The sequence below is a fragment of the Paenibacillus sp. MAHUQ-63 genome (genome assembly GCF_028765165.1).
Taxonomy (GTDB): Bacteria; Bacillota; Bacilli; order Paenibacillales; family NBRC-103111; genus Paenibacillus_E.
This window is the reverse complement of record NZ_JARADB010000004.1, coordinates 467,432-490,733: the sequence shown is the minus strand read 5'-3', so window position 1 is coordinate 490,733 and position 23,302 is coordinate 467,432. Positions and strand designations below refer to the sequence as shown.

Below are 23,302 nucleotides of genomic sequence, written 5' to 3'. Positions count from 1 at the left end.
ACTCATAACCCTCCTAGCAAGATGTTGGATTAGTTCCCAATATTAAGCCGGCGTAACGGTTAGTTGACCTGTGTCGGTAACGCCCACGATGAAAACACTTCCACCCGGAGATTTCAGCTTCACAGACGAAGCGCTAAGCGCACCCGCCGATCCGATCGGCTCCCAGACGCCGGGCGTGCCGTCGGATACGCAAATCCATCCAGTCGGGGAGAGAACAGACGGCTGAGCGTTCCACAGGATGGAACCTCGTTTCCATGTCCCCGAGACAGGTGCGGCTGCAGCCCATCCCGTTATGGCATCCTTCGTCTGAATTTCCGGCGAAGTCCATGCTTTCAGATTAGCACCTCCGAATACGGGAGTTCCCGTGCCTGCGAACACGTTTCCGGTTGTAATCCGAAGGTCGGAGCCGGCCGCCGCCGCATCGATTTGCACGCATTTCCCCGCACATTCCGTCACATTGCCATCGAACAGCGTCTCCGTCACCACACCGCCGAACCAGTAACCGACACTGCCGATATTGACCAGCTGGTTACCGGCGATCAGATGACGGCCCGTCGCCTGCGGCCCTGCGAACCGGACCGCTCCGTTGGACGAGTTAATATCCTTGATCAGGTTGCCAGTGAATTGGACGGAAGAGCAGTTGGTAAACGATACGGCTATCGCCCGTGACGATTCGATCCGGTTGCCCGCAACGATCGGGGCTGCCGTATTCGCGATATTCCAGCCTGCGGCGCCGGTCGCATAATCGCGGTTGCCGCTGATTTCGAGTCCCTTGGTCACATTAGAGCATTGGATCATGCGGGCATCGGAGACAGACCCGTAGAAATCGTTGTCTTTGATGGTCACCTGCTCCGTGATCGCCGGAGCGCTGTTACACCGGAAGAAATACCTCGCTTGGCCCTTGTTCCCCGTAATGGTGATCCGCTTATTGGGATAGGACGTATTGGGATTGTATGAGTTAATGAAATAAATTTCGCTGTAATACTCATTGTTCGCGATCCAAATATCTTCTACGATATCCGAGCCTGTTGAAGAGCTGTTCGGCTCCAAATCGATGGTGGCCACATACGGAAAGGGATCCTTGATGACATTGCCTGAGATCCATACCTTGCGCCCGGAAACGACAGCAACCGCGCATCTCCTTGGATTGCTGAGCACGTTGTCCAGGATATGCACATTCTCACTGGGTGCAAGATACACGGTGCCAACACTGGAGCCGATATAGACACAATCTCCATATGGAGCATGCAGCATATTGTTATGAACGAAAACATTGACGGAATTGGCGATTCGGACAAGATGGGATTGCTCGTCGGCCGTGCCGGTCGTATAACCGCCGTTCAGGTAAAGTCCCGTTACATGCAGTCCGCCGCCCTGATAATTATGGATGAGAAACATGCGTTTCTGATCGGACCCGTTGGAACCGCTCATCTGGATTTCCGGCATGCCGATACCGATGATGGAAGCCGTTAGCGCTACCGGACCGCTCAGCTTATAGAATGCCGTCGGTTTAGGAACAATCATCGGTTTACCGGTAGCGGCAGCGTTCACGAAGGCGTTCGTGTCATCCGCAATGCCGTCTCCGGCGGCGCCGTAGTCAAGTACATTAACCCAGCACGGGTCGCTTGTGTTTAACAAATCTAACCCTTTCCGCCCGTACACATTACCGGTCACCGTACTTGCTGCCGCTGCTGCCGGCGATCTGAGCAGGCTCCATACAGCCCCTCCGGCAGCCGCTGATATTCCAGCCGCCCCAAGAACGCCAAGCAAGCTTCGGCGGGTCATTGTACGGGATGGCTCGTTATCTTCCTCTTGTCCGGCGCTTTCCAACTGGTGCTGAGTGTCGGTCGTCTCTTGAAGTTTGACATCATGGAGCTCTGAATCCCTCATCATAATCCCTCCTACATCGTAGTTATTCGGATCTATGCGGTTCGAGTCATTGGTGTACAATACTTCTCGTTTCCAGCTTACACGCTCTTCCTTCCTCTAACCGGACATGGCCTCCGAATCTAACAGCAGGCAAGCGGTCAAGGCAGCCGACCAGTGAAAATCACGGATCGGATCGATCTTCCGGCGTATGTCGTATTGCTGCAAAGGCGGGCCTTTCCGGCAGCAGGCGGACGGCGGCCTCTTGTCTTCGGCATCGAAATATTCAAAGATGACACCATGCCGCTCATACCAGAACTGCACGGCAGCAATGGTTCTCTCCGCCAGCTTGCTTGCTTCCTCCTCTTTCCCCTGCTTACGCAGACCTCGGATAACGAGGTAATTCGTACTGATCCATACAGGCCCGCGCCACATATCCGTGGAATACGCAGACTCGGAGACGGCGGTGCTGGGAATGGGCAGTCCGGTACCGAAGTGCTGCGGATTGTGCAGCATCGCGAGCAGGCGTTCTGTTCTTGCTTCGTGTATATCTTCAAGCAGCAACGGCATGAATCCGCTTACGGCCTTCACCTTCGACTTCCTTCCGTCCATGCCTAGATCGTAATAAAATCCGTCTTCCTCATCCCACAGTTGACTGTGGACATTCGCCGACATGTCAGCTGAACGCCGGGACCATAGCAACGCTCGCTCACGATCTCCCAGCTCTTCGGCGATCAGTGCCATATATCCCATATCGGCGGCCGCATAGGAGGAGAAATCCACGGCATCCAGCTGAGCCGCTTCATCGAATCTCGGAGAATTATCCATACCGGATTCGCCGGACCGGCAGAGCGGGTTGCCCTCGATCATCCATTCCAGAAGACCGTTCCGATTACCGTCCCGTTGTTGAAGTATCCATTCCATATAACGCTCAAGCCGGGGCAGCGCATAGGCCAGATCGGTCCTTCGCTTCGTATATCGGTAATTCTCCCATACCCCCCATGCCAATATAGGAGGCTGGGTGATGGAAGAAACGGTGCCGTCGGCTCTGCTCATATGCGGAATCATTCCGTCATCGCGCTGGGTCTCGAGCACGCTCCGGAGGAACATCCAGGCGGTACCGGCGTGCAGCCTGTTCATGGCGAAGGAATGAAACACGGAATCCCACAGCCACATGGCTCTGTGCGGCACCCGGTCGGGCGTCGACCATATCTGGCCTATGGATGCTTCGGCAGAAAGTGTATTCACTTTCATAACGCTTAAGCATTTATGCAGCAGCCTTGCTCTTGCAGGATCGCTAAGCTTGGGCAGCTTGGCATAGACGGCCAGCCGTTCCTTCGCCACCTGATCTCGATCCAGCTGAAGGGCGCCAACTGCGCGATCCGTCGCTTCGGCCGAACTCCTGCCGAAAGCCAGTGCCCAGGACCTTCCATCCGCCGCCACCAGAAGCGCGATGACATCCCCAGCTCCGGCATCCTCCGAGATCGTAAGCTGTCCGCCATCGGTGCGCCCCTCCATCCGGAGCCTCGTCCCAGCGATAAGCTCCGGGCCGCCGTCTGCGAACGCTAAAGCCACTTCACCATCGCCCGGCAGATGGCCGGTCAGCGTATGCCAAGCTGTATACGTCATCATCACCTCTCCCCCGGCAGTATCGGCAATCAGTACGTCGCCCGTAGCGACCCGTACCTTGCCGGAATCAGCGGGCCGAAGTTTAAGCAGCCGCCGGGCAGGCGTATGAATAAGCAGATCGTAGCCTGCCGACCCTGCGGCAGCGACAAACTGCGAACGTGTATCGGTATCTCCGTCAAGTCCTGAGAATGCAAACAGAGCTCCTTCTCCCCAAATATCGGGCATATCGGGCATATCCGCCCATACCGGCACATTGGCTTCCATCTCCAGCTCCCCTCTCTCTTCCTAGTTCATCGGCCCGGTTGACCGGGCCGCAGCAGCGCGAAGCGCCGCCATCATCCTTTTAACCCCGAAGACGCCACACCTTGCACGAATTGCTTCTGGGCGAAGAGAAACACGATCAGTACCGGAAGCAGCGTAATGACGGAACCGGCCATAATGATCGTCGTCTTGTTGTCCACTTCATTGCGCAGAAACAGGAGTCCGAGCGGCAGCGTATACAGCTTTTTGTCCTGCAAATAAATAAGCGGCTCCAGCGTGCTGTTCCACGAAGAGATGAAGGTAAACACGGCCAGGGCGGATAATGCAGGCTTTGTCAGCGGTAGGTAGATTTTGTAGAAGATGGTCCAAGGATTCGCCCCGTCCACCCAGGCCGCATCATACAGCTCCCTCGGAAGGGTCTTGTAAAATTGGTGCAGCAGGAAGATACCGAACGCGCCTCCCAGGAAGCTGCGCAGGTACAGCGGATAATACGTATTCAGCATATCCAGCTCTTTCCATATGAAATAAGTTGGAATCATCGTGACTTGCGACGGAAGCATCATCGTGCCTAACATCGCCAGAAAAATAAAGCTGCGTCCTTTAAATTCGAAAAAGGCAAGTCCGTAAGCGACTAACGCGCAGGAGACGACCATCCCTACCATATCAAGTACGGTGACAATCACGCTGTTCATCGAGTACCGCACAAAATTAACCTCGACCCAAACCTTATAGTAATTGCTCCACTCGATCGGTTCGGGCCATAATTTGGGCGGCAGCGTCAATTCATCGCCCGGCTTCATTAAAGAGGTAGAGAGCATCTGCAGGAACGGCACCAGCATGAACAGCATGCCGCCGATCAAAACGATATAGGCAGCCCACTGCAGACCAACAGACGGTTTATTCATAGTGGACCCACCTCTTCTCCATTTTTTTCTGAAACAATGTGACCAGCAGGATGATTGCGAATAACCCCCAAGCCCAAGCGGATGCAGCGCCCATCTTGGCGTTGAGGAACGCATCGCGGTAGATCAGAATGTTCGGCACCATATTCCGGTCATGAATGGAGTTGATGTCCCCCTTCTCGCCAAGCATAACCAGAAACACGTCGAACGCGTGAAATGCTGAAATCGTCGACAGGATCATGACCATATAGACCATCGGAGATACGATCGGGATCGTTATTTTCACGAAATATTTCCAGCCGTTGGCACCGTCGATCCGGGCCGCCTCCATAATGTCTTTGGAAATGTTCTGCATCCCTGCGAGAAGCAGGACCATCGAATATCCGGCCCCCTTCCAAATGTTGACGATGGCGATCGAGCCGATAACCAGCCACCACTTTTCGCTGCGGACCCAATTCACCCTGTCCAGACCCAGCGAATCCAGCACCCAATTCAGAATCCCGAACTCGTTATTGTAAATCCAGAGCCACACCAGCCCTCCGGCGACCCACGGCGTAATGACCGGCAGAAAGTAAATCAGGCGAAAAAACGTTTTTCCGCGAATTTGCAGATTCAGCATATAAGCCAGCAGCAAGGAGACCATCGTCTGACCAGGCACGAACAGCAGAGCGAAGTAGAACACATTGCGCAGCGCGATCCAGAACACGTCGTTGTGGACCATTAACGACCAATTTCTCAGCCCGATCCACTGAGGCGCGTTGAACAGATCCCACTTGGTAAATGTTAAGTAAAACGAGAAAAAGAACGGGAACAGGAAGAAGACGGCCAACTGTAAGAGAAAAGGTAAGGTGAAGCAGAAGCCCCACCAGCCTTGTTTGCGCATCGAAACACCTCATTCGACCGGACCCGGAGTCCGTGCTTATTTATTCTCGTCCAGAACGGACTGCACTTTTTGCTGGATTTCCTTCGCTCCATCAGCCGGTGCTTTCTTACCGTCGAGAATATCGTTCAATATCGGAGTCGCCGCTGCGCGCCATTGATTCCAGGACGGATTCTCATCCAGTGTGCCTCCGGCCTCCTCGACGCCTTTGGTGAAAGCCTTCTTATTGGCCGGCTTGCTGGTCGACTTCTCGAGAGCTTCGAGCACCGATTTCTTCACAGGCAGGCTGGCGCCGCTTTCGGATAGAAACGTTTGTGCTTCGTCACTCAAATAATATTGAAGGAACGTCCATGCCGCTTCCTTGGCTTCCGGCTTCGCTTTGGAGTAAATCAGCCATTGGTTGACCACCATAGGGACGAACCGTTTGCCGTTAAAGCCAATGGGAACCTTAACGACGTCCCAGTCCAGATTAGGCTTGTTTTTGTTCAAGCTGACTTGACCGGAATATTGCAGGAAAGTCATGGCCGTTTTCTCACTTTGAAAATAATTCTGGTTCGTCTGCATCTCACGGGTCGGGCTGATCTTATCCTTATGAATCGTATCGGCCCAACGCGTCAAGCCTTCAATCGTTTTGGGATCGGTGAATGTCGCCTTCGTCAAGCCCGCATCAAGCGCTGAGCCCCCGACCGACTTGATCCATGGAATCCAACCCTGGGCAATGGAGCTGGCCGTCTGGAAACCGTATACATCCGTCTTGCCGTCCCCGTCCGTGTCCTTCGTCAATTTCTTGGCTGCATCGATCATATCCTGATAGGTCCAGTCGTCGGTTGGGAAAGGGACATTGTTCTCCTGGAAGATTTTCTTGTTATACACGAGCGCGTTCGGGTTAACACCGTGCGGAATGCCGTAAACTTTGCCGTCAGGCGTCTTGGCGGAGAGCAGAGAATCGATATAATCCGCGGTCTTCAAATCCCGCTTGATGTAGGGCTCGAGATTTTCGGCAACGCCCCTGGCACCGTAACCGAGGATGACGGCATTTTCTTGAAACCAAATGTCCGGTGCGTTATTGCCCGCGATATTCGTGACGATTTTGGTTGTAAAATCAGCCCATGGCGCTTCTTCAATCTGCAGCTTGATGTTGGGATATTTGGCTTGGAAGCCTTCGATGATTTTCTTGCTTGTGATATCATAGCTGCCGGGCAAGCCGATCTTTAAAGTGACTTCTTTCGGCGCGGCTGAAGGCGCACTGGACGCTGCGCCGGACGGACTTGCAGCAGGCGTATTCGTAGTTTTGTCTGAGGAGCAGGCTGCAGTGGCAAATACAATCAAAACGGATGCGGATATAAGGTTGAACTTTTTCATAGTAGAACCTCCCTTTTGAATGGACGAAAGAACTTGGTATAAGCCATCTTATTACACGTGTTCGTAAATAAGCGCACTTAGATGCTTCTTGTCGACTTGCGCACATTCAGCTCGCATTTGATCTCAATATCCTCCATGCGATCTTCGCTTTGCCTCTCTTTGCCGGCAATGATTCCCAAGGCAAGTGCAGCCAGCTTCCCTATCGGAGGTCCAACCGTCGTTACGGGAATTTCCAACCTTTCCATTTCTGGAATCTCGTCATATACGATTAACGAGTAGTCGTCGGGCACACGAATCTCTCTGTCTCTGAACAGCTTGATCAGACCGAACGCGAAGGATTGGCTGTCGACAATGAAAGCCGTCGGTTTATCGGGACTGTCCAGCAGCCCAGCAACCCGATGTTCGGGAAAAGGATCCCCCTCTTTGACGGCAATCACATAATGCTCATGGTACTCCAGCCGCTGTTCCAGAACGCCTCTGGTGAAACCCAGCTGCTTGTCGGAGGAATCCCCGACGAAGGTGATTCTGCGGTGACCGTTAGCCGCCAAATAGCGTACTGCCTCATAAATTGCACCGCTGCGGTCCACACTGATCCGGTGCGCGCCCTTCAGGGCGCCGCCGCCCATCAGCAGCATTCGTCCATGGAAGAGCTCCTTCTGTTTGATGAAATCCAGGTCCGGCTGCCAGCCCGGAGGGCTCCAGAAAATGATCCGGTCGACAAAATGCTCGTTGAACGCACGCAGTCCGCGAGGCGGATCGGCGAGCGAAATCATCACGTCCAGCCCCCGCCTGGCGGCTTCCTGCTGAATCTGCAGGCTGAGGTGATGAAAGAACAGCGCTTCCGACTTCGGCCACAGCAAACCGATGGTCTGTGTCTGCTTGTCGGCCAGTCTGCGGGCGGCCTGATTCGGGATATAATTCATCTGCTCGGCGATACTGACGATCCTTTGCCTGACTTCTTTGCTGACTCCCGGAGAGCCGTTCAACGCTTTCGATACGGTGGGGTGGCTCACCCCTGCTGCACGGGCGATATCCTTAATGGTTACTTTCATGGATTGGATTTGCTTCCTTTCAACCTACACATGTCTATTATGTTTCTAAGTATATTACACGTGTTCGTAAATAGGAATACAAAATTTTCGGAATATTAAAACTTCACCAAACCGTCGATTCCGATCTGGCGTCCGGTGCGCATGGAGACATTGCCTGCGATCCCCGTCAATATCGAGACGGCGCCGTCGATATGCGAGGCTGCCCGGTTCAAACGATCGGGCTCCGGTTCGCCGAACAGATCGTTCAACAGAATCGGATCTCCGCCGCCATGCCCTCCGCTTCTTTCTTCAATCTCTACTTCATAAGCCTTCTGGAACATGGGCTGGACGGTCAACTGCTTGTAGGAAAGTGCCCCTTCATCCTCCTTCGCCCCCGCCGAGTTGATGTAGGATCGTTCCACGACCTTCAGCTCCATCCTTCCTTTGCTGCCATTAAATACGACATTGAACCCTTCCCAAGGCTGGTAAGCGTTCAACGAATAAGTGAGCACCGCCTTGTTCTCGTAACGCACCATAACGCCCAGCGTATCTTCAATACTAATTCCGTCGCCGAAGACGCTTTGGTCCCGCTGATAACCGTCTGCGATCTCCGCATCGAGATACAACGACTTCAAATGATCGTTCGTATCCAGATGAAGCGCGAACGGATCATTTCTGGCCGCTTCGCTGCCGAGTGCCCGCTGGTAAAATTGCGTGACTCCTCTGCGCTCCGCGTTTTCGCGTCCATAATACATCAGACCGCCCATAGCGAATACCGATTGCGGGCGGGTTCCCAGCCAGAAATTAACCAGATCGAAATGATGTGTCGATTTGTGGACGAGCAGGCCTCCGCTGTTACGCTTATCCCTGTGCCAGCGGCGGAAATAGTCTGCGCCATGCTCGGTGCTGAGCAGCCATTCGAAATGCACGGAATTCACTTCGCCGATTGCGCCATCCATGATCAGTTCGCGGACTTTGCTATTATGCGGAGCATAACGGTAATTGAAGGTGACTCTAAGGCTGCGTCCGGTCCGCTTCACCGCATCGAGAATTTCTTGGCACTTGTCCTCATCTACCGTCATCGGCTTCTCGGTAATGACGTCGCAGCCAAGCTCCATGGCACGGATAATATACTTATGGTGCGTCCTGTCGATGGTCGTTACGATGATGGCGTCGGGCTTTTCCTTCTCAATCATGGTATCGAACGCTTCGGCGCCGTAGACGGCGATCTCCGGATGGGCGTACTTTTCTCTAAGCAGCCGGTTCGCATAAGCTAACCTTACAGGGTTGATGTCGCAGAAGGCCACCAGCTCTGTACGATCACGGAATCCTCCGGCAAGTGCTCCATAAAAAAATTCGGCGCGACCGCCTGTACCGACCAGTGCATATTTTTTTCTATTCATAGCTACTTCCCCTTTCACTTATTATAACGCTTTCATTGTAACGCAATAAATCATTCCTTTCTGCTGATTATTTGCGATTATATCCCACTTTCTTTGCATTTTTTGCGCATTTCTTCGGAAGATCGTGCTATAGTGTGGAAAAGGAGGGATAACCGGATGCAGAAGGAATTGTTCATCCACCACCATACGCGGCACGGCTTCTACACGATGCAGAAAAACCACTTTCACGACCAATATGAAATTTATTATTTAATCAAGGGGGAGCGGACTTATTTCATCAAAGATCTCACCTATCGAATCGGAGAGGGCGATCTAGTTTTCGTTGATAAATATGAGCTCCATAAAACAGGCGATACACGTCTGCCCAATCACGAGCGCATTCTGATTAATTTCGCCGACGGCTTCCTGCGCCATTTCAACCAGCCGCTGTTGTATGAGCCGTTTCGGATGAAGATCAGGCTGCTTTCGGTTCCCCTCCAGGACCGGGAATGGGTGAGCTCGCTGCTGTTCGAGATGCTGAAGGAGTTCAACGATGGTCTGTCAGGATCCGAAACGGCGCTTCAGGCTCAATTGGCGAGATTTCTAATTTGGTGCGCACGCCGATTGAACCGCGGCAGCGGCGCGGATTTCGAACATGAGAGTCCCGCCCATAAGAAAATTGCCGATATCGTCGCCGACATCAACGGCAGCTTCGATGAACCTCTATCCTTGGAATCCGTCGCCAAGGAGCATTACATCAGCCCCTATCATCTAAGCCGTATGTTCAAGCGCGTAACCGGCTTTTCCTTCGTCGAATATGTCAACAGCATCCGGATCAATGAAGCTCAGCGGCTTCTTCGGGAGACCGACTGGAAAGTTACGTTGATCGCTCAACGCGTCGGATATGATAACATTAGCCACTTCGGACGCGTCTTCAAGGAGATAGCCAAGACGAACCCGCTTGAATACCGTAAAACATCTAAGCGCGAGGATCATTAATGCGAGGACAATTCATAGCCTTAGTCTATGATAATCATGTCTCCCCTGTTTGACATGAAATTTAAATAACCCTAAGATGGTTAGTAAAACAACTTTTTTCATAACGGAAAGCTGGTGTTCGTGTGCAATATAGTATCGGCGTTGAGTATGCCCTTCATTGCCTTGTTTATCTAATTGATATTCCGCCCGATTCCACCATTGGGATTAAAGAACTCTCCGCTTTTCAAGGCGTTTCAGAGACCTATCTGTCCAAGATTTTCAGTAAATTGACGAAGGCGGGCATTGTGAGTTCGGTGCCTGGTGCCAAAGGCGGCTATAAACTCGCGAAATCTCCGGATGACATCTCTTTCTGGGATGTCGTAGAAGCCGTTGAAGGAGCAACACCGATCTTTCAATGCAAAAATATTATCGAGAACGGCTATCTTTACAGGGATAACAGGGATAAGTCCTACTCGGCTTGTTCCACAGGCTCTTCGTCCTGTACGATCAATCTCGTTATGCTCGAGGCTGAAGATACGATGCGTCATTTCCTTCGCGGCAAGTCACTCACCTGGCTGAACGAAGAGCTTGACCGGGTTCTGCCTCCCAGAAATCGACAAGAAACGCGAGCCTTCTTCGCCAAAGACAGCATGTAAAAAATCCCCGCTAAACAACTTCTGACTAGAAGCTGCAAGCGGGGATTTTGAATGATTTGCGCTGTACGTACTTTTTAAAATAATGTCTTCGTCATAATGAAATCCGTTTGTTCTTCTTCACCCATATAGAAAGAGTGAGTCCCTGTTTGAACAAACCCCATCTTCTTATAAAAAGCGATAGCATTTTCATTTTTTTCCCATACGCCTAGCCAGATGATCCTTTTATCAAGTTTCTTCGCAATCTCCATAGCTTTATTGTACAAATATTTGCCAAGCCCACGGCTTTGGAAGCTGCTTCTCACATAAATCCTCTCGATTTCAAGCGATTCCTCCCCCATTTCTTCCGACTGAGCATCATGGGTATTGACCTTCAAATAACCTGCAAGTTCATGATGATCATAGACCAAAAAGAATTGCGAGAAAGGATTGGATAATTCCTTTTCCAGTTGTTTTAGGTTAAACGCCTTATCCAAATAGGCTTTCATGTTCTCGGGTGAATTCTGATCCTTGAAGGTCTGATTAAACGTTTCATAACTGATTTCTTGGAGCTTGCTTGAATCTTCAAGGGTACACTCTTTTATACTTATAGTCATCGTTAAGTCGCTCCTTCTGCAATATAAATCAATACATTCTTTCGTTTCCCTTTTTGACAAATTCCCAATCTTTCTCCACATTTTTTCTTATTCTTTGAAGAAGAACCAGAACCGTTTCTGCTTCCTGATCCGAAAATCCCTCTAATGCAACACGATCCGAATGCTCATTTTCTCTTTTGATAAAAGGATAAACGGTCTTCCCTTTCTCCGTTGGAAACAACTTTCTGATTTTTTTATTTTGTGCATCGTCTGTCTTCTCTACAAATCCGTTCATTTCAAGTTTCTTGATCGCACGGGCCGCTGTTGTTCGGTCCACTTTTATCATCTCAGCTAACTTTTCCTGAATGATTCCCGGGTTTTCACAGATTCGCACAAGATATAGATACTGCCCCTTGGTTAAGTCATACTCTTTAAACTCGATATTGCTTATTGAATCTAATGCCCTTGCTATCATGCCAATTTCACGAAGGATTTCTTTCATCATGAACTCCTTACCACATATTTTGTTGCATATTCAACAAAAACGGAATACTTCTACTTTACCTCAAAATTGTTGCATTTGCAACAAAGATGATTCGGAGATCATGCGCATACAAATCTCTCAACTTATTTTTTTGGGGCAGCTGCAACCTATTCGGAACGACTCCCGTCTGAAGGATTGTCAACAAGATTGACGATAGATTACAGATTCGGAAGGAGCTTTATGATATGAAAAAGAAACTAACGGTCATATTAACTTTGGCTGGGATCTTGGGCACAACGGCCGCAGTCGGAGCTGAAGATTTGGTAGAAAAGGTTACAGGGTACCTGCAAAAAGATGTAAAAGTTCTTGTGAACGGACAAGACAGCACACTTACCCCCGTCTATATTGATGGCAAAGCGTATCTCCCGGTGCGCGATGCTGCGACCAAACTTGGATATACAGTAAGCTACGATGAAGCGAACCAAGAAATCGAGCTTAACGAAGCGGCCGACCTGATGCGTGCATCCGGCGTGGTCGTAAGCGTGCAGACTACCGAAGACGGGAAATCCCGTATTGAACTGCTCGGCAGCACATGGGTCATCCTGCATGTCGACAACTCGACAGCTATAAAAAGTCTAGACGGCAAAACGCTAACACCTGCCGACTTGAAAGCCGGCACACAAATCGACGCGGAATTCGGTCCAGCCATGGCCATGAGCTTCCCGGGCCAAGCACAAGCCGTTAACATTAACGTTCACGCGGATCGCTTAGTTAAAGAAGATACAATTAAAGAAGTCAAACATACGGATGACGGCTGGAGAGTTCAATTAGGCGACGACTTGATCTTGAACGCAGGGAAAGAAACTCGCGTCATGACATCCCAAGGCGAATCCGTGAATTGGGAAGACCTGAAAGCCGGAACGAAAGTTAAAGCTTACTATGGCCCAATTCTAACGAAAAGTCTTCCTCCGCAAAGCCCTGTGTACCTCTTGGTTGTACAGGCTCAAACCGCTGTAACAGGCAAAATGTCGCCGGAAACCGCACAGGAGTACCGCAACTTGGCATGGGCGCAAGTGAAGGAGCAGGCTTCTCATATTACGACGAAGCAAGACGAAGCGATCGTCCAAATTGTGTCCTCCAAAGAGGTTGGCGTCTTAGCCGCTACAGATGATCAGAAGAAATTGCTCGCAGACGTTCAAGCTGCGAACGGCAACTTCGTAACGGTGACTTACAACACAGACCAAGACGAACTGCTTGGGCCTTTGACAGCTGTGTTCGATTTCAACACAAAAGCATTTATCGGCTTCAACGCAAGAAGATAACCGTTGGATAGCCAGCCATGAAGTTCAACTTCCGTTGAATTTCGTGGCTTTTTTATTTATGCGGGCACCTATTATGAAAATTAAATAAAGCCGCGACTTCCGCGGCAGTTCATGAGATAATATTCTTGTCATCGACACATGAAGTTCAATCCTCATAGGTAAGAAAGGAGCCCTTTCATGACCTTAAGACAAACTTCTGAGATTGCCATGAAGAACGAGTCCACCTTTCGTTATTGGGATATTTTGAAATCGACGGCCCGTTACGTGCTTTCAAGAACAATGATCAGAAAGTGGCGTACGGACCGAATCGTGCTGCCTGGCACTTCGCGAGTTATTTATGTCAATCCGACTGAGAATCGAGGGAGAATCTTATACATGACCGGCGGAGTGACACAACCTCGATTAAACCTCTTCTGGAATCAGGCCGTCGCCACTTTCCGGCCGACATTGGTTGTAGATGTGATGAGTCAACTATGGCGAATGCCTCTTCTCGGCAACCTATCCCAAGAACTGCAAACTAATTGGCATTGAAGCCAACCCCCACATGCAGCCTTACATCGAACGCTCCAAGACCGCCCACCCCAACCGCTCAAAAATCCAGACCGTTTATGCAATGGCATCAGATGTAGACCAAGAGAACCAATCCTTTTATATTCACGAATACTGGTCGGGACTCTCCTCCGCTTCTCTTGCTAAAGCCGATTCTTTGAAGCCATACACACAGCATTACATTACAAGCATTACGCTGGATTCCCTGCTAAGCAAGCATGCTCTTCCCAAAGAGAGGCTGCTATTCAAGATCGATGTCGAAGGCCACGAGGAAAAAGTGATGAAAGGCATGCTGCATTCGATCGAACGATGTCCGCGCATGCTTGGCTTTATTGAATTTGACAGTAAATATTTAGCCAAGAGCGGCACGGATGCCGATGCGTTCCTGACATTCTTGGAGCAACGATTCAACGTTTACATTTACATAAACAATCAAGAATTGGTCCGTTTCGGTCGGATTTCTTTGACAAAATTGCAGGCGTTATTCAAGAAACAAAACATTCATACGGATATCATTCTGGCCTCAAACGATGTCGATATACCCAAAATTTATTCGCAGCTTACCCTGCTGGAATAAAGTCAGCCCATGAATAAAACGGGCAGGAGACATGTTCTCCGCCCGTCTCTTTCTCCTTCTAATTATTGCGGCAATGGACAGGCCTCCTCCAATTCCATGATGAAATTGGGCAGATGATCCTCAAACCGATTCCAATCTCCGAGCATTTCCTCCTCCGTTAATAAGCAGGCATCCAGAGAAGCGATGAGGGCATCCCGGTCCATATCCATGCCGATGAAGACGATTTTATTGATGCGATCCCCATGGATAGCATCCCAATGCTTCATCAGATCGGCCTCTTCTTCCAGCACGGCTTCTCTTTCCGCATCGGGGAGCGCAGATATCCAAAGTCCTGCAGGCCCGAACCGGATAGACGGTCCTGCCTGGCTTAGGCTCTGCGCGTAATCATTGCGGCTCGCAAGCCACATCATCCCTTTGGCTCTTACGATCTCGGGAGGCCAAGCCTCCATCCATCTCATCAGCCGCGAAGGCTCGAAGGGGCGGACTCTTGCATACACGAAGGAGGCAATCCCATACTCCTCTGTCTCCGGCGTATGAGCCCCCTTCTCCATTTCCTCTATCCACCCGGCCGACGTGCTGGCCTTATCGAAATCGAATAGATGTGTGTTAAGAATTTCCGCCGGCGCCACCTGCCCAAATACGGAACGAATCCATTTGGCTCTAGGCTGCAGTTTGCGCAGTACGGCTTCCAGCTCGTTCAACTCCTCTGGCTCCAACATGTCGCATTTATTCAAAATGAGAATATCGCAGAACTCGATTTGATCAATCAGTAGATCAACGACTTCCCTCGTATCGTCTTCCCCGACCGCTTGATTCCGTTCGAGAAGAGTTTCCCCTGAGGAATAATCCGTCCAAAAGCGATAGGCATCTACGACTGTCACCATGCTGTCCAAGCGGCAAATTCGGGAGAGATCAATGCCCTGCTCCTCATCCAGATAAGTGAAGGTTTGAGCCACCGGCAAGGGCTCGCCAACGCCGGTTGATTCGATCAAGATGTAATCGAACCTATTCTCCTTGGCAAGCCGCTCCACTTCCTTCAACAGATCTTCGCGCAATGTGCAGCAAATACAGCCGTTGGACATTTCCACCAGGCTCTCGTTCGTCCGCGATAACCCGTTCCCCTCCCGAATAAGCCCGGCATCGATATTGACCTCGCTTAAATCATTGACGATAACGGCAACCCGCAAACCGTCCCGATTATGTAAGATGTGGTTTAATAAAGTTGTTTTGCCAGCCCCTAAATAACCGCTTAAAACGGTGACTGGAATTTGCTGATTTGACATGGCGTTCTCCTTTTATATGTAATAGTTACGATTAACACCCAAGTAATAAGCAAACACTAGGTTTGCAGGTTTGCTCTCTCTTCCTTCTATTCATTTAACGCTTTCTTCAACGCTTCCAAGTTATTGGTCATGACACCGATGTAATCCAGGTTTTGCTTCTTCTCTTCATCTGTCAACCCTTCCAGCGGATTCAACACATCCGTTTTGGCATGGAGTTCTTTGGCAATGGTTGCCGCTACTTTCGGGTCCACTAAAGTTTCAAAGAATATCGTCTTCACCTGGTTCTCTTTGGCAAATTGAATGATATCGCCCATTCGTGAAGGAGACGGCTCTTCTTCAGGCGATAGCCCGGCGATTGGAACTTGTGTCAGTCCATACTCTTGGGCCAAATAGCTGAATGCTGCGTGCTGGGTCACGAATTCCTTCTTTTTCACTTGCGCAAGACCCGTCCGGTAGGAGGCATCCAACTCTTTCAGCTTCCCGATAAACACATCTGCATTTTTACGATAATCGGCTTCATGGGCGGGGTCTGCTTGAGACAAGCCTGTCAGTATGGATTCAACCTCTTGCTGAGCAAGCACCGGATTCAACCATACATGCGGATCCAGCATTTCCCCATCGTGATGCTCTGAATGGGCCTCTTCCTCGTGATGCTCCTCTTCCTCCGGTAGCCCTTCCTTGAGTTCGATCCCTTTGCTGGCTTCGACCACAACCCGCTTTGAATTCTCAGCACTCGTTAATGCTTGCTCCACCCAGCCTTCCACAACTCCGTTGTAAACAAACACGTCCGCTTTTTTCAATCTTTCCATATCTTTGGCGCTGGGCTCCCAATCATGCGGCTCAGCACCGGCAGGAATTAAAGCAATCACATCCGCATGTTCGCCGGCAACTTGCTTGGTGAATTCATACATCGGGTAAAAGGTTGTAACAACGTTAAGTTTTCCGCTGCTTGAAGCAGGATTAGAGCCGCAACCTGATAGAAGAAGCGTTGTCAAAGCGGTGAATGCAAGTGATTGGACTGCCCGTGATTTTTTCATGATTAATTAATCCTCCTGATAAGTATGAGTTGTTTTGGCGGTGTCTCCCGACGATTTCAGCAGTCGGCCGAAAGCCGCCGGCTCTGCTAGCACAGTTCTATGATTGTTGGCTTTACTGTACTTGACGACCAGTTTTTTCATGCTTAATCCGCTAAGCAAAGCAATTAATAAGCAGATCGCAATGGTTCCTCCAGGCGGGGTGCTCAGTTCATACGAAGCCGTAAGCCCGGAGAACACGCCAAGCAAGCCAACCCCTATAGCGATCGCAAGCGCCGAAGTGAAGCTGGGAGCGATTCTGATAGCCAGAGCCGCAGGAAGTACAATCAGGGCTGAAACAAGTAACACGCCTACGATTGGCATAGCTGCGGATACGATCATACCGGTTAATACGCTAAAACCAAGAGACAGCCATTTGACCGGCAGTCCATTCGTTCTGGCGGTATCTTCATCGAACGTCATTTGGTACAGAGGCCGCCTGAACAAGTAGAAGAAAAGCCCCCCGACTACCGCTACACCCAGCATGAACAATAGCTCCGTCTCCTTCACCGCAACGACCGAACCGAATAAATAAGCCGAGAATCCTTTGTTAACACTCGGATTGAGACTCATGATAATAACAGCTGAAGATAATCCGCCTACCATAATAATCGCAACGGATATTTCACTGTAGGATTTGTAGGCTCTCCTCACCCATTCAACCGCGACCGCTCCCACGGCCGCTACAACAAATCCGGATAGCGTCGGATTGATATGCAGATAAGCGCCCCCGGCTATGCCAGCCAACGATACGTGAGACAGCATATCTGCCATAAGCGCCTGTCTGCGCAGCATTAAATATACGCCGAGCACCGATGCGATAACGGCTATCAACCCACCGGCACAAAATGCCCGCTGCATGAAGTCGTAGTGCAGCATCTCCATCCGCCGTCCTCCTTTCTCTCCAACGCAATGATGCGGTCCAGGTAAGGGGATACTTCATCGAGATGGTGTGTCACCATAATAACGGTCCGTTTATGTATGCTTACATGATGATGCATCAATTCATAGAATCCGGATCGGCTATCCTGATCCATCCCCGTCGCAGGTTCATCGAGAACGAGCACATCCGGTTCTTGGGCCAGAGCCCTGGCGATGCATATCCGCTGCTTCTGACCGCCGGAAAGCTCGCCGATTTTGCGTTTACGCAAATCCCACATGCCAACTTGCCGAAGCGCTGTTTCTGTCACCCTCTCGTCTTCCCCGTTAAGCTTGCGGAGCCATGATCCGCTGGCGTATCTGCCCGAACGGACGAACTCTCTTATGGAACTTGGGAATCCGCTGTTAAAAGCAGCAATTTGCTGCGGGACATACCCGACTTGCAGCTTCTTCCCTTCACCATTCTTAGGCGAGAGGTAGACGCGGCCTTTCCACGGCTCAATTAAACCCAAGATGAGCTTCAGCAGGGTTGACTTGGCTGCGCCGTTCGGTCCCGTCACCACGACGAACTCGCCCGATTGAATCTCCACGTCGGCATCTTGCAGACAAGGAATATCCGTATATCCAAACTCGACCTCTTTCAGAGATGCAATTAACATCACATATAACCTCCTGCATTTATTGTAAAAATTACGAATTAACGGCTTGAACTTTCATTTTTTCGTAGACATCCACCTATTGTTACATGTAATTATTACGAATATAATATCCCATTAATCGTAAAAATTACTTTTACCTAGACGAATATATCCGCTTTTTAAAGCAATGTCAATCCTGAATTTTTTCAGACCTTGCAGCGTTCCCTCTTTTATACTACAATTTAATTCGTAATAATTACGCTTTCAATACATACATAGTAAAGGAGTCCTGCAATGAGTAAAGTGCCTGTGATCGTAATAAGCGGATTTCTAGGCAGCGGCAAAACGACCCTGCTCGTTCGTATGCTCCAAGAGGCTGACGCCTTGGAACTCTCGCCTGCTGTTCTCATGAATGAACTCGGGAAACAAGATGTTGACGGGCACCTTCTGCAGTCCGCATCTCCGGATCTCAACATGGCCAAACTGCTGGATGGCTGCATCTGCTGCAGCAAAAAAAGCGATATTTCCGCATCCGTTAAACAGTTGATCGTTCGTAATCCCGATGTCATTCTCATTGAACTTACCGGTGTTGCTAACCCCGAGGAGATCGTCGATGCCCTGACGGAGCCTTCCCTGCTTCCTTATGTCAAGCTTCATCAAGTTATTACCGTGCTTGACGCTGAACATGTGCTCGAATATAACAGTATATTCGCATCGGACCGGGAACTCGTCCACACAATTAGAAGACAGATGGAAGTGGCCGATCTTCTGGTGCTCAATAAAATCGATCTCGTATCTGATAAACAATTGAAGTCTATCGAAAAAACAATTCGTAAATACAATGAACGTTCCATATTATTGAACACGGTTCATAGTCAATTTGATTTAAACTATATTTTCACGGGTCTAGCATCCAGACATTCGCAGCCTCCAAGCTCACTTCACTTGAACAAAAACATGCGGTTTCAAGCCGTAAAACCATTCCAAGCGACGAGTCATCCATCCAAGCAACCCGCATCTTTCTCCCGCATACAGACCCTTTCCATCCCTTTAGAGGAAGGGCATATCGTGACTAGACGCCTTGTGGAGCATTATTTGGCTAGGTGGGGACGAACGCTGCTTCGGGCTAAAGGATATTTGCGAATCGGCCATAAGCGCGAGCCTTTCCTTATGCAATTTGCAGGTAAACGAGTCAATTGGGAACCTATCGATTTTCAAGATGCGCCCTATATCGTTCTCATAGGTCTTGATTTGGATGTAGAAACCATTGAGGACGACTGGACAAAGTGTCTGGTGGAATCTCAGGCATCCATTCATGATTCGTAAGGAGCTGCCCCCATGCCAAGTACCGTTTTTCGAGCGAGCCTACAAGCTCTAGCCGTTATTTGCTTCTTGCTCCTAATTCTTATCTTCCTGAACAGAGACGTACCGTCTTTCGTTCTTCAAACCGAGCAAATTCAATCATTCAAAACGATTTTTATAAGCATCCTATTAGAAGCCCTTCCTTTCATTATCTTAGGCGTACTGCTGTCGTCGCTGCTGCAAACGTTTGTATCTGAACAAACGATTCGCCGAATCATTCCGAAGAACCCCGTCCTTGGCATTGTGTTCGCCTGTTTACTAGGCATCCTGTTCCCCATGTGTGAATGCGGGATGATTCCTGTCGTGCGAAGACTGATTCTCAAAGGCATGCCTGTTTACATTGCTGTCGTTTTCATAATAACCGGCCCGATCATTAACCCCATTGTATTTGCAGCAACATTCATGGCATTTCGCAGCCAGCCTGCTATTGCCTATTCACGCATGGGACTTGCTTTTGCCGCTGCAGCGATCATCGGCCTGCTCCTCTACCGGTTCCTGAGAAGCAGTCCGCTGCGAAACAGCCGCACGAACTTTATGAATCCAGATGAACACCAACATCAAGGGGGCGGGTTCGCAAGCCGAATGAATACCTTTTTCGTGCATGCGTCCGATGAATTTTTTGAAATGGGGAAGTATGTGGTCTTTGGTTCCTTGCTTACCGCACTGATCCAAATTTATATGCAGCGCGAAAGCCTGCTCGCCATCGGACAAGGCCCGATCAGCTCTCACTTGTTTATGATGGGTTTCGCCTACATCCTATCTTTATGTTCAACCTCGGATGCCTTCGTAGCTTCCTCTTTTCAAACATCGTTTACGCCAGGCTCCCTGCTAACCTTTTTAGTGTTCGGTCCTATGCTGGATTTCAAAAGCACGCTCATGCTGCTCTCCGTGTTTAAATCCAAATTTGTCATCATTCTCTCTCTATTAATCGCAGCCACTGTTCTTACCTGTTCGCTGCTTCTGGAGCATTTAGGGTAACTCTATCTTAAGGGGAAATGCACATGGATCAAATTCGCCTCATCAGCTTCCATTATTTCGCTCGAACATTGATTCTTCTCGGATTTTCCAGCTATATCGTAGTTCTGTCCAAGTCGGATGCGCTGCAATATTACATTGCACCGCGAATGATGATCTATGTGAAACTGGCTGCCGTCATCTTGTATATCATTGCCTGCTTTCAAGGTTATATGGCACTGCGGGCTTACTGGGGGAAACCCGTAACGTGTGCATGCGAGCAGCCGCTAACCCGTGGGGCTATACGGAACACAGTCGCATATGGACTGCTGTTGCTTCCGCTGTTCATCGGCTTTTTGCTGCCGGATACTGCTCTAAACTCTGCGATGGCTGCTGCCAAGGGAATGAATCTTTCTGCTGCTCAATCAAGCATTGCAAAGTCTGCCGCAGACGCAGGTGAACTCCCATCCGCCCCGTTGCAGACGACGGTCCCGGCGCCTTCGGCAGCTCCCCCTGCTTCCCAACCGGATAAGCCGATAACTGCGAATTCGGATGCCGACTTGCAGGCATTATTTCCTATTGATAATGAATGGGACGAAGATTTTGCCAAGGTAGGCATGATCCTTTATAAGAAGGATACCATCGTCGTTCAACCCGAAGTTTATATGGAAATACTCTCCTCCATCGACTTGTTCAAAAACAATTTTATCGGTAAAAAAATGGAACTGTCCGGCTTCGTCTACCGGGAAGACGGGATGACCAGCAGCCAATTCGTCGTCGGCCGATTCGCTGTGAGCTGTTGTTCCGCGGATGCTACCCCCTACGGAGTTCTGATCGACTTTCCTTCCGCCCAGACATATCCCAAAGACATGTGGGTCAAGGTCACCGGAACCATTCATAACGGCAGCTACAATGGCAACGATATTTTCATGATCAAGGCTAATCAAATTGAGAAAATCGCTCCTCCTAGCGAGCCCTACGTGTACCCGAACTTCGAACCTCTTAAAGTGCTCACTGATCATTAGACCCGGCTGCCGCCTGTCAACCGAAAGAAAGAGGAGCTGCATCCCTGCAGCTCCTCTTTCTTTCGTTGCGTACTCGTTAAGTACGATTGGAAACTTCCTTCTCCATGATAAAATCATCCATGACGTATCCGTTCCCGATATCCGCCATTTGTTCCCGCACGGTTCTGAAACCTTTGCTCTCGTATACCCCAATGCTCGATTCGTTATGACGATTGACCGTCAGCCATATATGGCTGAGGCTTCGCTGTTGGCACAGCTGCTCCAGGAAAGCCAATGCTTGGGTCGCATATCCGTGTCCCCGGTGCTCCTTGGCTATATAAAATTTGCTCAAGAAGAGCTTCCCCTCGACGGGTTTGACGGCCATATATCCGACTGCTGCGCCCTCTTGTTGGATGAAGAAATATTCGTAACCTTGGTGATGAATTTGATCCGTCATCGCAGGTACCGATTGGAACTTGTCAATCATGTAATCAATCTGTTCGATGGTAATCAGAGTTACATAATATTCGCGCCATATGGCTGCAGCCAATCGAGCTGCTTCTGCGATTTCCTCCGGTGTGCTAATCATTGGGAACATTAGCTTCATGACCTATACCGCCTTTTCTCGTTCTCTCGCTTCATCCTTTTAGAATAACATAGCGACCCGATCTGCGAAACTGTCAATCCCCCTACGAATGAAAAGAAAAGATCCCCTGCGACGGGGATCTTAGGAGCGCCTCTTTAGTGCGACGGCACCCAGCCTATAATTTGCAAAATAGTAATGACCACCTCGATGACGATGAGGATCACGACAATCCATTCCACGAACAGCCCTCTAATCGAGTGGCTGATGTTCGAAAATCCCTCCATTATATGGTACAAAATATCCGTTTTACTTTTGAGAATTTTATAGCGATCATTCAACTCAAAAAAGTTCATCATCCCGTCGTAAAATTCGCTTGCCGCGCTATGCGTCCACGTCAGATCAGGCTTATCCAAAATCATGATATAAGCTAATGTGTTGTATTCATGCCTCACGATTTTCGCAGTCGTTCTTGCCAGTTCTTTGTTGCCGACCCGAAGCTTCCCTTTCTCCAACCGGTCAATCATCAGCTCCAGATTATCCTGGATTTTGCCGAGCTGTTCCTCAATCTTCTCAAGGGCTACCGATTTGGCCAGCACGGTCGAGATCAGCTCGGGAAGGAAATACTCATACTCGGCTACAACGACATATTCGTCGGTTAATTCCATATGATCCACTTCACCGACATGCAGACTATAGTCGTCCGTATATTGCTTCGCCTGAGTCAAATCGAGATCCGGTTCGAACGATTGCAGAAATTTCAAAAAGTGTTGAATCTCCGACGTTTTCGAATGATTGACAAAGACGACACTGCCGAATGAAAATACCATTACCTGCTGTAATTCGTCAATCTCGGTTTGATAAATGTTTTTCAGAAAGCTGTTCCGGATGATCAACGGCTTTTCCCATGTATATTTTTTAGGAATGCCGCAGTGAATGGCAATTTTATTGAGGTCGATTTCATTGGCAACGGCGGCTGCCTTGAATGTAATGTTTTTCATAGAACTCCTATTGTAACCGTAATCTAAAGAAAAGTACTTCACTGCTACTCAGTCTTAACGGAAATAAGCCGTTC

General features: G+C 49.6%; 23 protein-coding genes. 8 read left to right on the top strand and 15 right to left on the bottom strand.

The genetic code is table 11. The annotated features are described in order from the left end of the window. Positions 1-42: 42 nt before the first annotated feature. From PUT07_RS25580 to PUT07_RS25550, 7 genes are all read right to left on the bottom strand, one after another. Positions 43-1,893: a right-handed parallel beta-helix repeat-containing protein gene (locus PUT07_RS25580; RefSeq protein ID WP_274471568.1), complete on the bottom strand. Its 1,851-nt coding sequence runs from the start codon at positions 1,891-1,893 to the stop codon at positions 43-45. 93 nt (positions 1,894-1,986) lie between these two features. Next, complete coding sequence (locus PUT07_RS25575) at positions 1,987-3,759, bottom strand: amylo-alpha-1,6-glucosidase (RefSeq protein ID WP_274471566.1); 1,773 nt, start codon at positions 3,757-3,759, stop codon at positions 1,987-1,989. A 71-nt stretch (positions 3,760-3,830) separates the two neighbouring features. After that, positions 3,831-4,661, bottom strand: coding sequence for a carbohydrate ABC transporter permease (locus PUT07_RS25570; protein WP_274471563.1), 831 nt, complete (start codon positions 4,659-4,661; stop codon positions 3,831-3,833). Beyond that, positions 4,654-5,541: a carbohydrate ABC transporter permease gene (locus PUT07_RS25565; RefSeq protein ID WP_274471560.1), complete on the bottom strand. Its 888-nt coding sequence runs from the start codon at positions 5,539-5,541 to the stop codon at positions 4,654-4,656. Before PUT07_RS25565 ends, PUT07_RS25570 begins: the two co-directional genes overlap by 8 nt. Before the next feature lie 36 nt (positions 5,542-5,577). Further along, the gene (locus tag PUT07_RS25560; RefSeq protein WP_274471558.1) at positions 5,578-6,900 is read right to left on the bottom strand and encodes an ABC transporter substrate-binding protein; all 1,323 of its coding nucleotides are present in this window, start codon (positions 6,898-6,900) and stop codon (positions 5,578-5,580) included. 77 nt (positions 6,901-6,977) lie between these two features. Then, entirely contained in the window at positions 6,978-7,952 is a 975-nt protein-coding gene (locus tag PUT07_RS25555) for a LacI family DNA-binding transcriptional regulator (protein WP_274471556.1), read from the bottom strand. Between the two features lie 95 nt (positions 7,953-8,047). After that, positions 8,048-9,334, bottom strand: a complete 1,287-nt coding sequence (locus PUT07_RS25550) for a Gfo/Idh/MocA family oxidoreductase (RefSeq protein WP_274471555.1) — start codon at positions 9,332-9,334, stop codon at positions 8,048-8,050. A 156-nt stretch (positions 9,335-9,490) separates the two neighbouring features. On the opposite strand from PUT07_RS25550, the gene PUT07_RS25545 reads away from it, so the two are divergent. Then, a complete protein-coding gene (locus PUT07_RS25545; protein WP_274471553.1) occupies positions 9,491-10,312 on the top strand; it encodes a helix-turn-helix transcriptional regulator in 822 nt (273 codons plus the stop codon). A 122-nt stretch (positions 10,313-10,434) separates the two neighbouring features. After that, positions 10,435-10,947, top strand: a complete 513-nt coding sequence (locus PUT07_RS25540; RefSeq protein ID WP_274471552.1) for an RrF2 family transcriptional regulator — start codon at positions 10,435-10,437, stop codon at positions 10,945-10,947. 74 nt (positions 10,948-11,021) lie between these two features. Here PUT07_RS25540 and PUT07_RS25535 read toward each other — a convergent pair whose 3' ends face one another. Both PUT07_RS25535 and PUT07_RS25530 read right to left on the bottom strand, forming a co-directional pair. After that, a complete protein-coding gene (locus tag PUT07_RS25535; RefSeq protein WP_274471551.1) occupies positions 11,022-11,540 on the bottom strand; it encodes a GNAT family N-acetyltransferase in 519 nt (172 codons plus the stop codon). A gap of 28 nt (positions 11,541-11,568) precedes the next feature. Beyond that, entirely contained in the window at positions 11,569-12,021 is a 453-nt protein-coding gene (locus tag PUT07_RS25530) for a MarR family winged helix-turn-helix transcriptional regulator (protein ID WP_274471676.1), read from the bottom strand. 227 nt (positions 12,022-12,248) lie between these two features. On the opposite strand from PUT07_RS25530, the gene PUT07_RS25525 reads away from it, so the two are divergent. From PUT07_RS25525 to PUT07_RS25515, 3 genes are all read left to right on the top strand, one after another. Next, positions 12,249-13,325: a stalk domain-containing protein gene (locus PUT07_RS25525; protein WP_274471550.1), complete on the top strand. Its 1,077-nt coding sequence runs from the start codon at positions 12,249-12,251 to the stop codon at positions 13,323-13,325. 177 nt (positions 13,326-13,502) lie between these two features. Then, a complete protein-coding gene (locus PUT07_RS25520; RefSeq protein ID WP_274471549.1) occupies positions 13,503-13,856 on the top strand; it encodes a hypothetical protein in 354 nt (117 codons plus the stop codon). 13 nt (positions 13,857-13,869) lie between these two features. Continuing rightward, positions 13,870-14,451, top strand: coding sequence for an FkbM family methyltransferase (locus PUT07_RS25515; protein WP_274471547.1), 582 nt, complete (start codon positions 13,870-13,872; stop codon positions 14,449-14,451). Between the two features lie 62 nt (positions 14,452-14,513). On the opposite strand, the gene PUT07_RS25510 is transcribed toward PUT07_RS25515, so the two are convergent. The 4 genes from PUT07_RS25510 to PUT07_RS25495 all read right to left on the bottom strand — a co-directional run bounded on the left by PUT07_RS25510 (position 14,514) and on the right by PUT07_RS25495 (position 18,345). Beyond that, on the bottom strand, positions 14,514-15,734 hold the full coding sequence (locus tag PUT07_RS25510; protein WP_274471545.1) for a GTP-binding protein: 1,221 nt from the start codon (positions 15,732-15,734) through the stop codon (positions 14,514-14,516). Between the two features lie 86 nt (positions 15,735-15,820). Then, on the bottom strand, positions 15,821-16,771 hold the full coding sequence (locus PUT07_RS25505) for a metal ABC transporter substrate-binding protein (RefSeq protein ID WP_274471544.1): 951 nt from the start codon (positions 16,769-16,771) through the stop codon (positions 15,821-15,823). Positions 16,772-16,777: 6 nt separating this feature from the next. After that, positions 16,778-17,692 (bottom strand): metal ABC transporter permease, encoded by a 915-nt coding sequence (locus tag PUT07_RS25500; RefSeq protein WP_274471542.1) that lies wholly within the window; start codon positions 17,690-17,692, stop codon positions 16,778-16,780. Further along, the gene (locus PUT07_RS25495; RefSeq protein WP_274471541.1) at positions 17,638-18,345 is read right to left on the bottom strand and encodes a metal ABC transporter ATP-binding protein; all 708 of its coding nucleotides are present in this window, start codon (positions 18,343-18,345) and stop codon (positions 17,638-17,640) included. Before PUT07_RS25495 ends, PUT07_RS25500 begins: the two co-directional genes overlap by 55 nt. A 273-nt stretch (positions 18,346-18,618) precedes the next feature. On the opposite strand from PUT07_RS25495, the gene PUT07_RS25490 reads away from it, so the two are divergent. The 3 genes from PUT07_RS25490 to PUT07_RS25480 are packed head-to-tail and all read left to right on the top strand — an operon-like array spanning position 18,619 to position 21,665. Continuing rightward, positions 18,619-19,650, top strand: a complete 1,032-nt coding sequence (locus tag PUT07_RS25490; RefSeq protein WP_274471538.1) for a CobW family GTP-binding protein — start codon at positions 18,619-18,621, stop codon at positions 19,648-19,650. Positions 19,651-19,662: 12 nt separating this feature from the next. Beyond that, entirely contained in the window at positions 19,663-20,664 is a 1,002-nt protein-coding gene (locus tag PUT07_RS25485) for a permease (protein ID WP_274471537.1), read from the top strand. Positions 20,665-20,687: 23 nt separating this feature from the next. Then, a complete protein-coding gene (locus tag PUT07_RS25480) occupies positions 20,688-21,665 on the top strand; it encodes a TIGR03943 family putative permease subunit (protein WP_274471535.1) in 978 nt (325 codons plus the stop codon). 76 nt (positions 21,666-21,741) lie between these two features. Here the strand turns inward: PUT07_RS25480 and PUT07_RS25475 are convergent, their stop codons facing one another. Further along, entirely contained in the window at positions 21,742-22,251 is a 510-nt protein-coding gene (locus PUT07_RS25475; protein WP_274471534.1) for a GNAT family N-acetyltransferase, read from the bottom strand. Positions 22,252-22,385: 134 nt separating this feature from the next. Next, the gene (locus tag PUT07_RS25470) at positions 22,386-23,228 is read right to left on the bottom strand and encodes an RMD1 family protein (protein WP_274471532.1); all 843 of its coding nucleotides are present in this window, start codon (positions 23,226-23,228) and stop codon (positions 22,386-22,388) included. Positions 23,229-23,302: the final 74 nt, after the last annotated feature.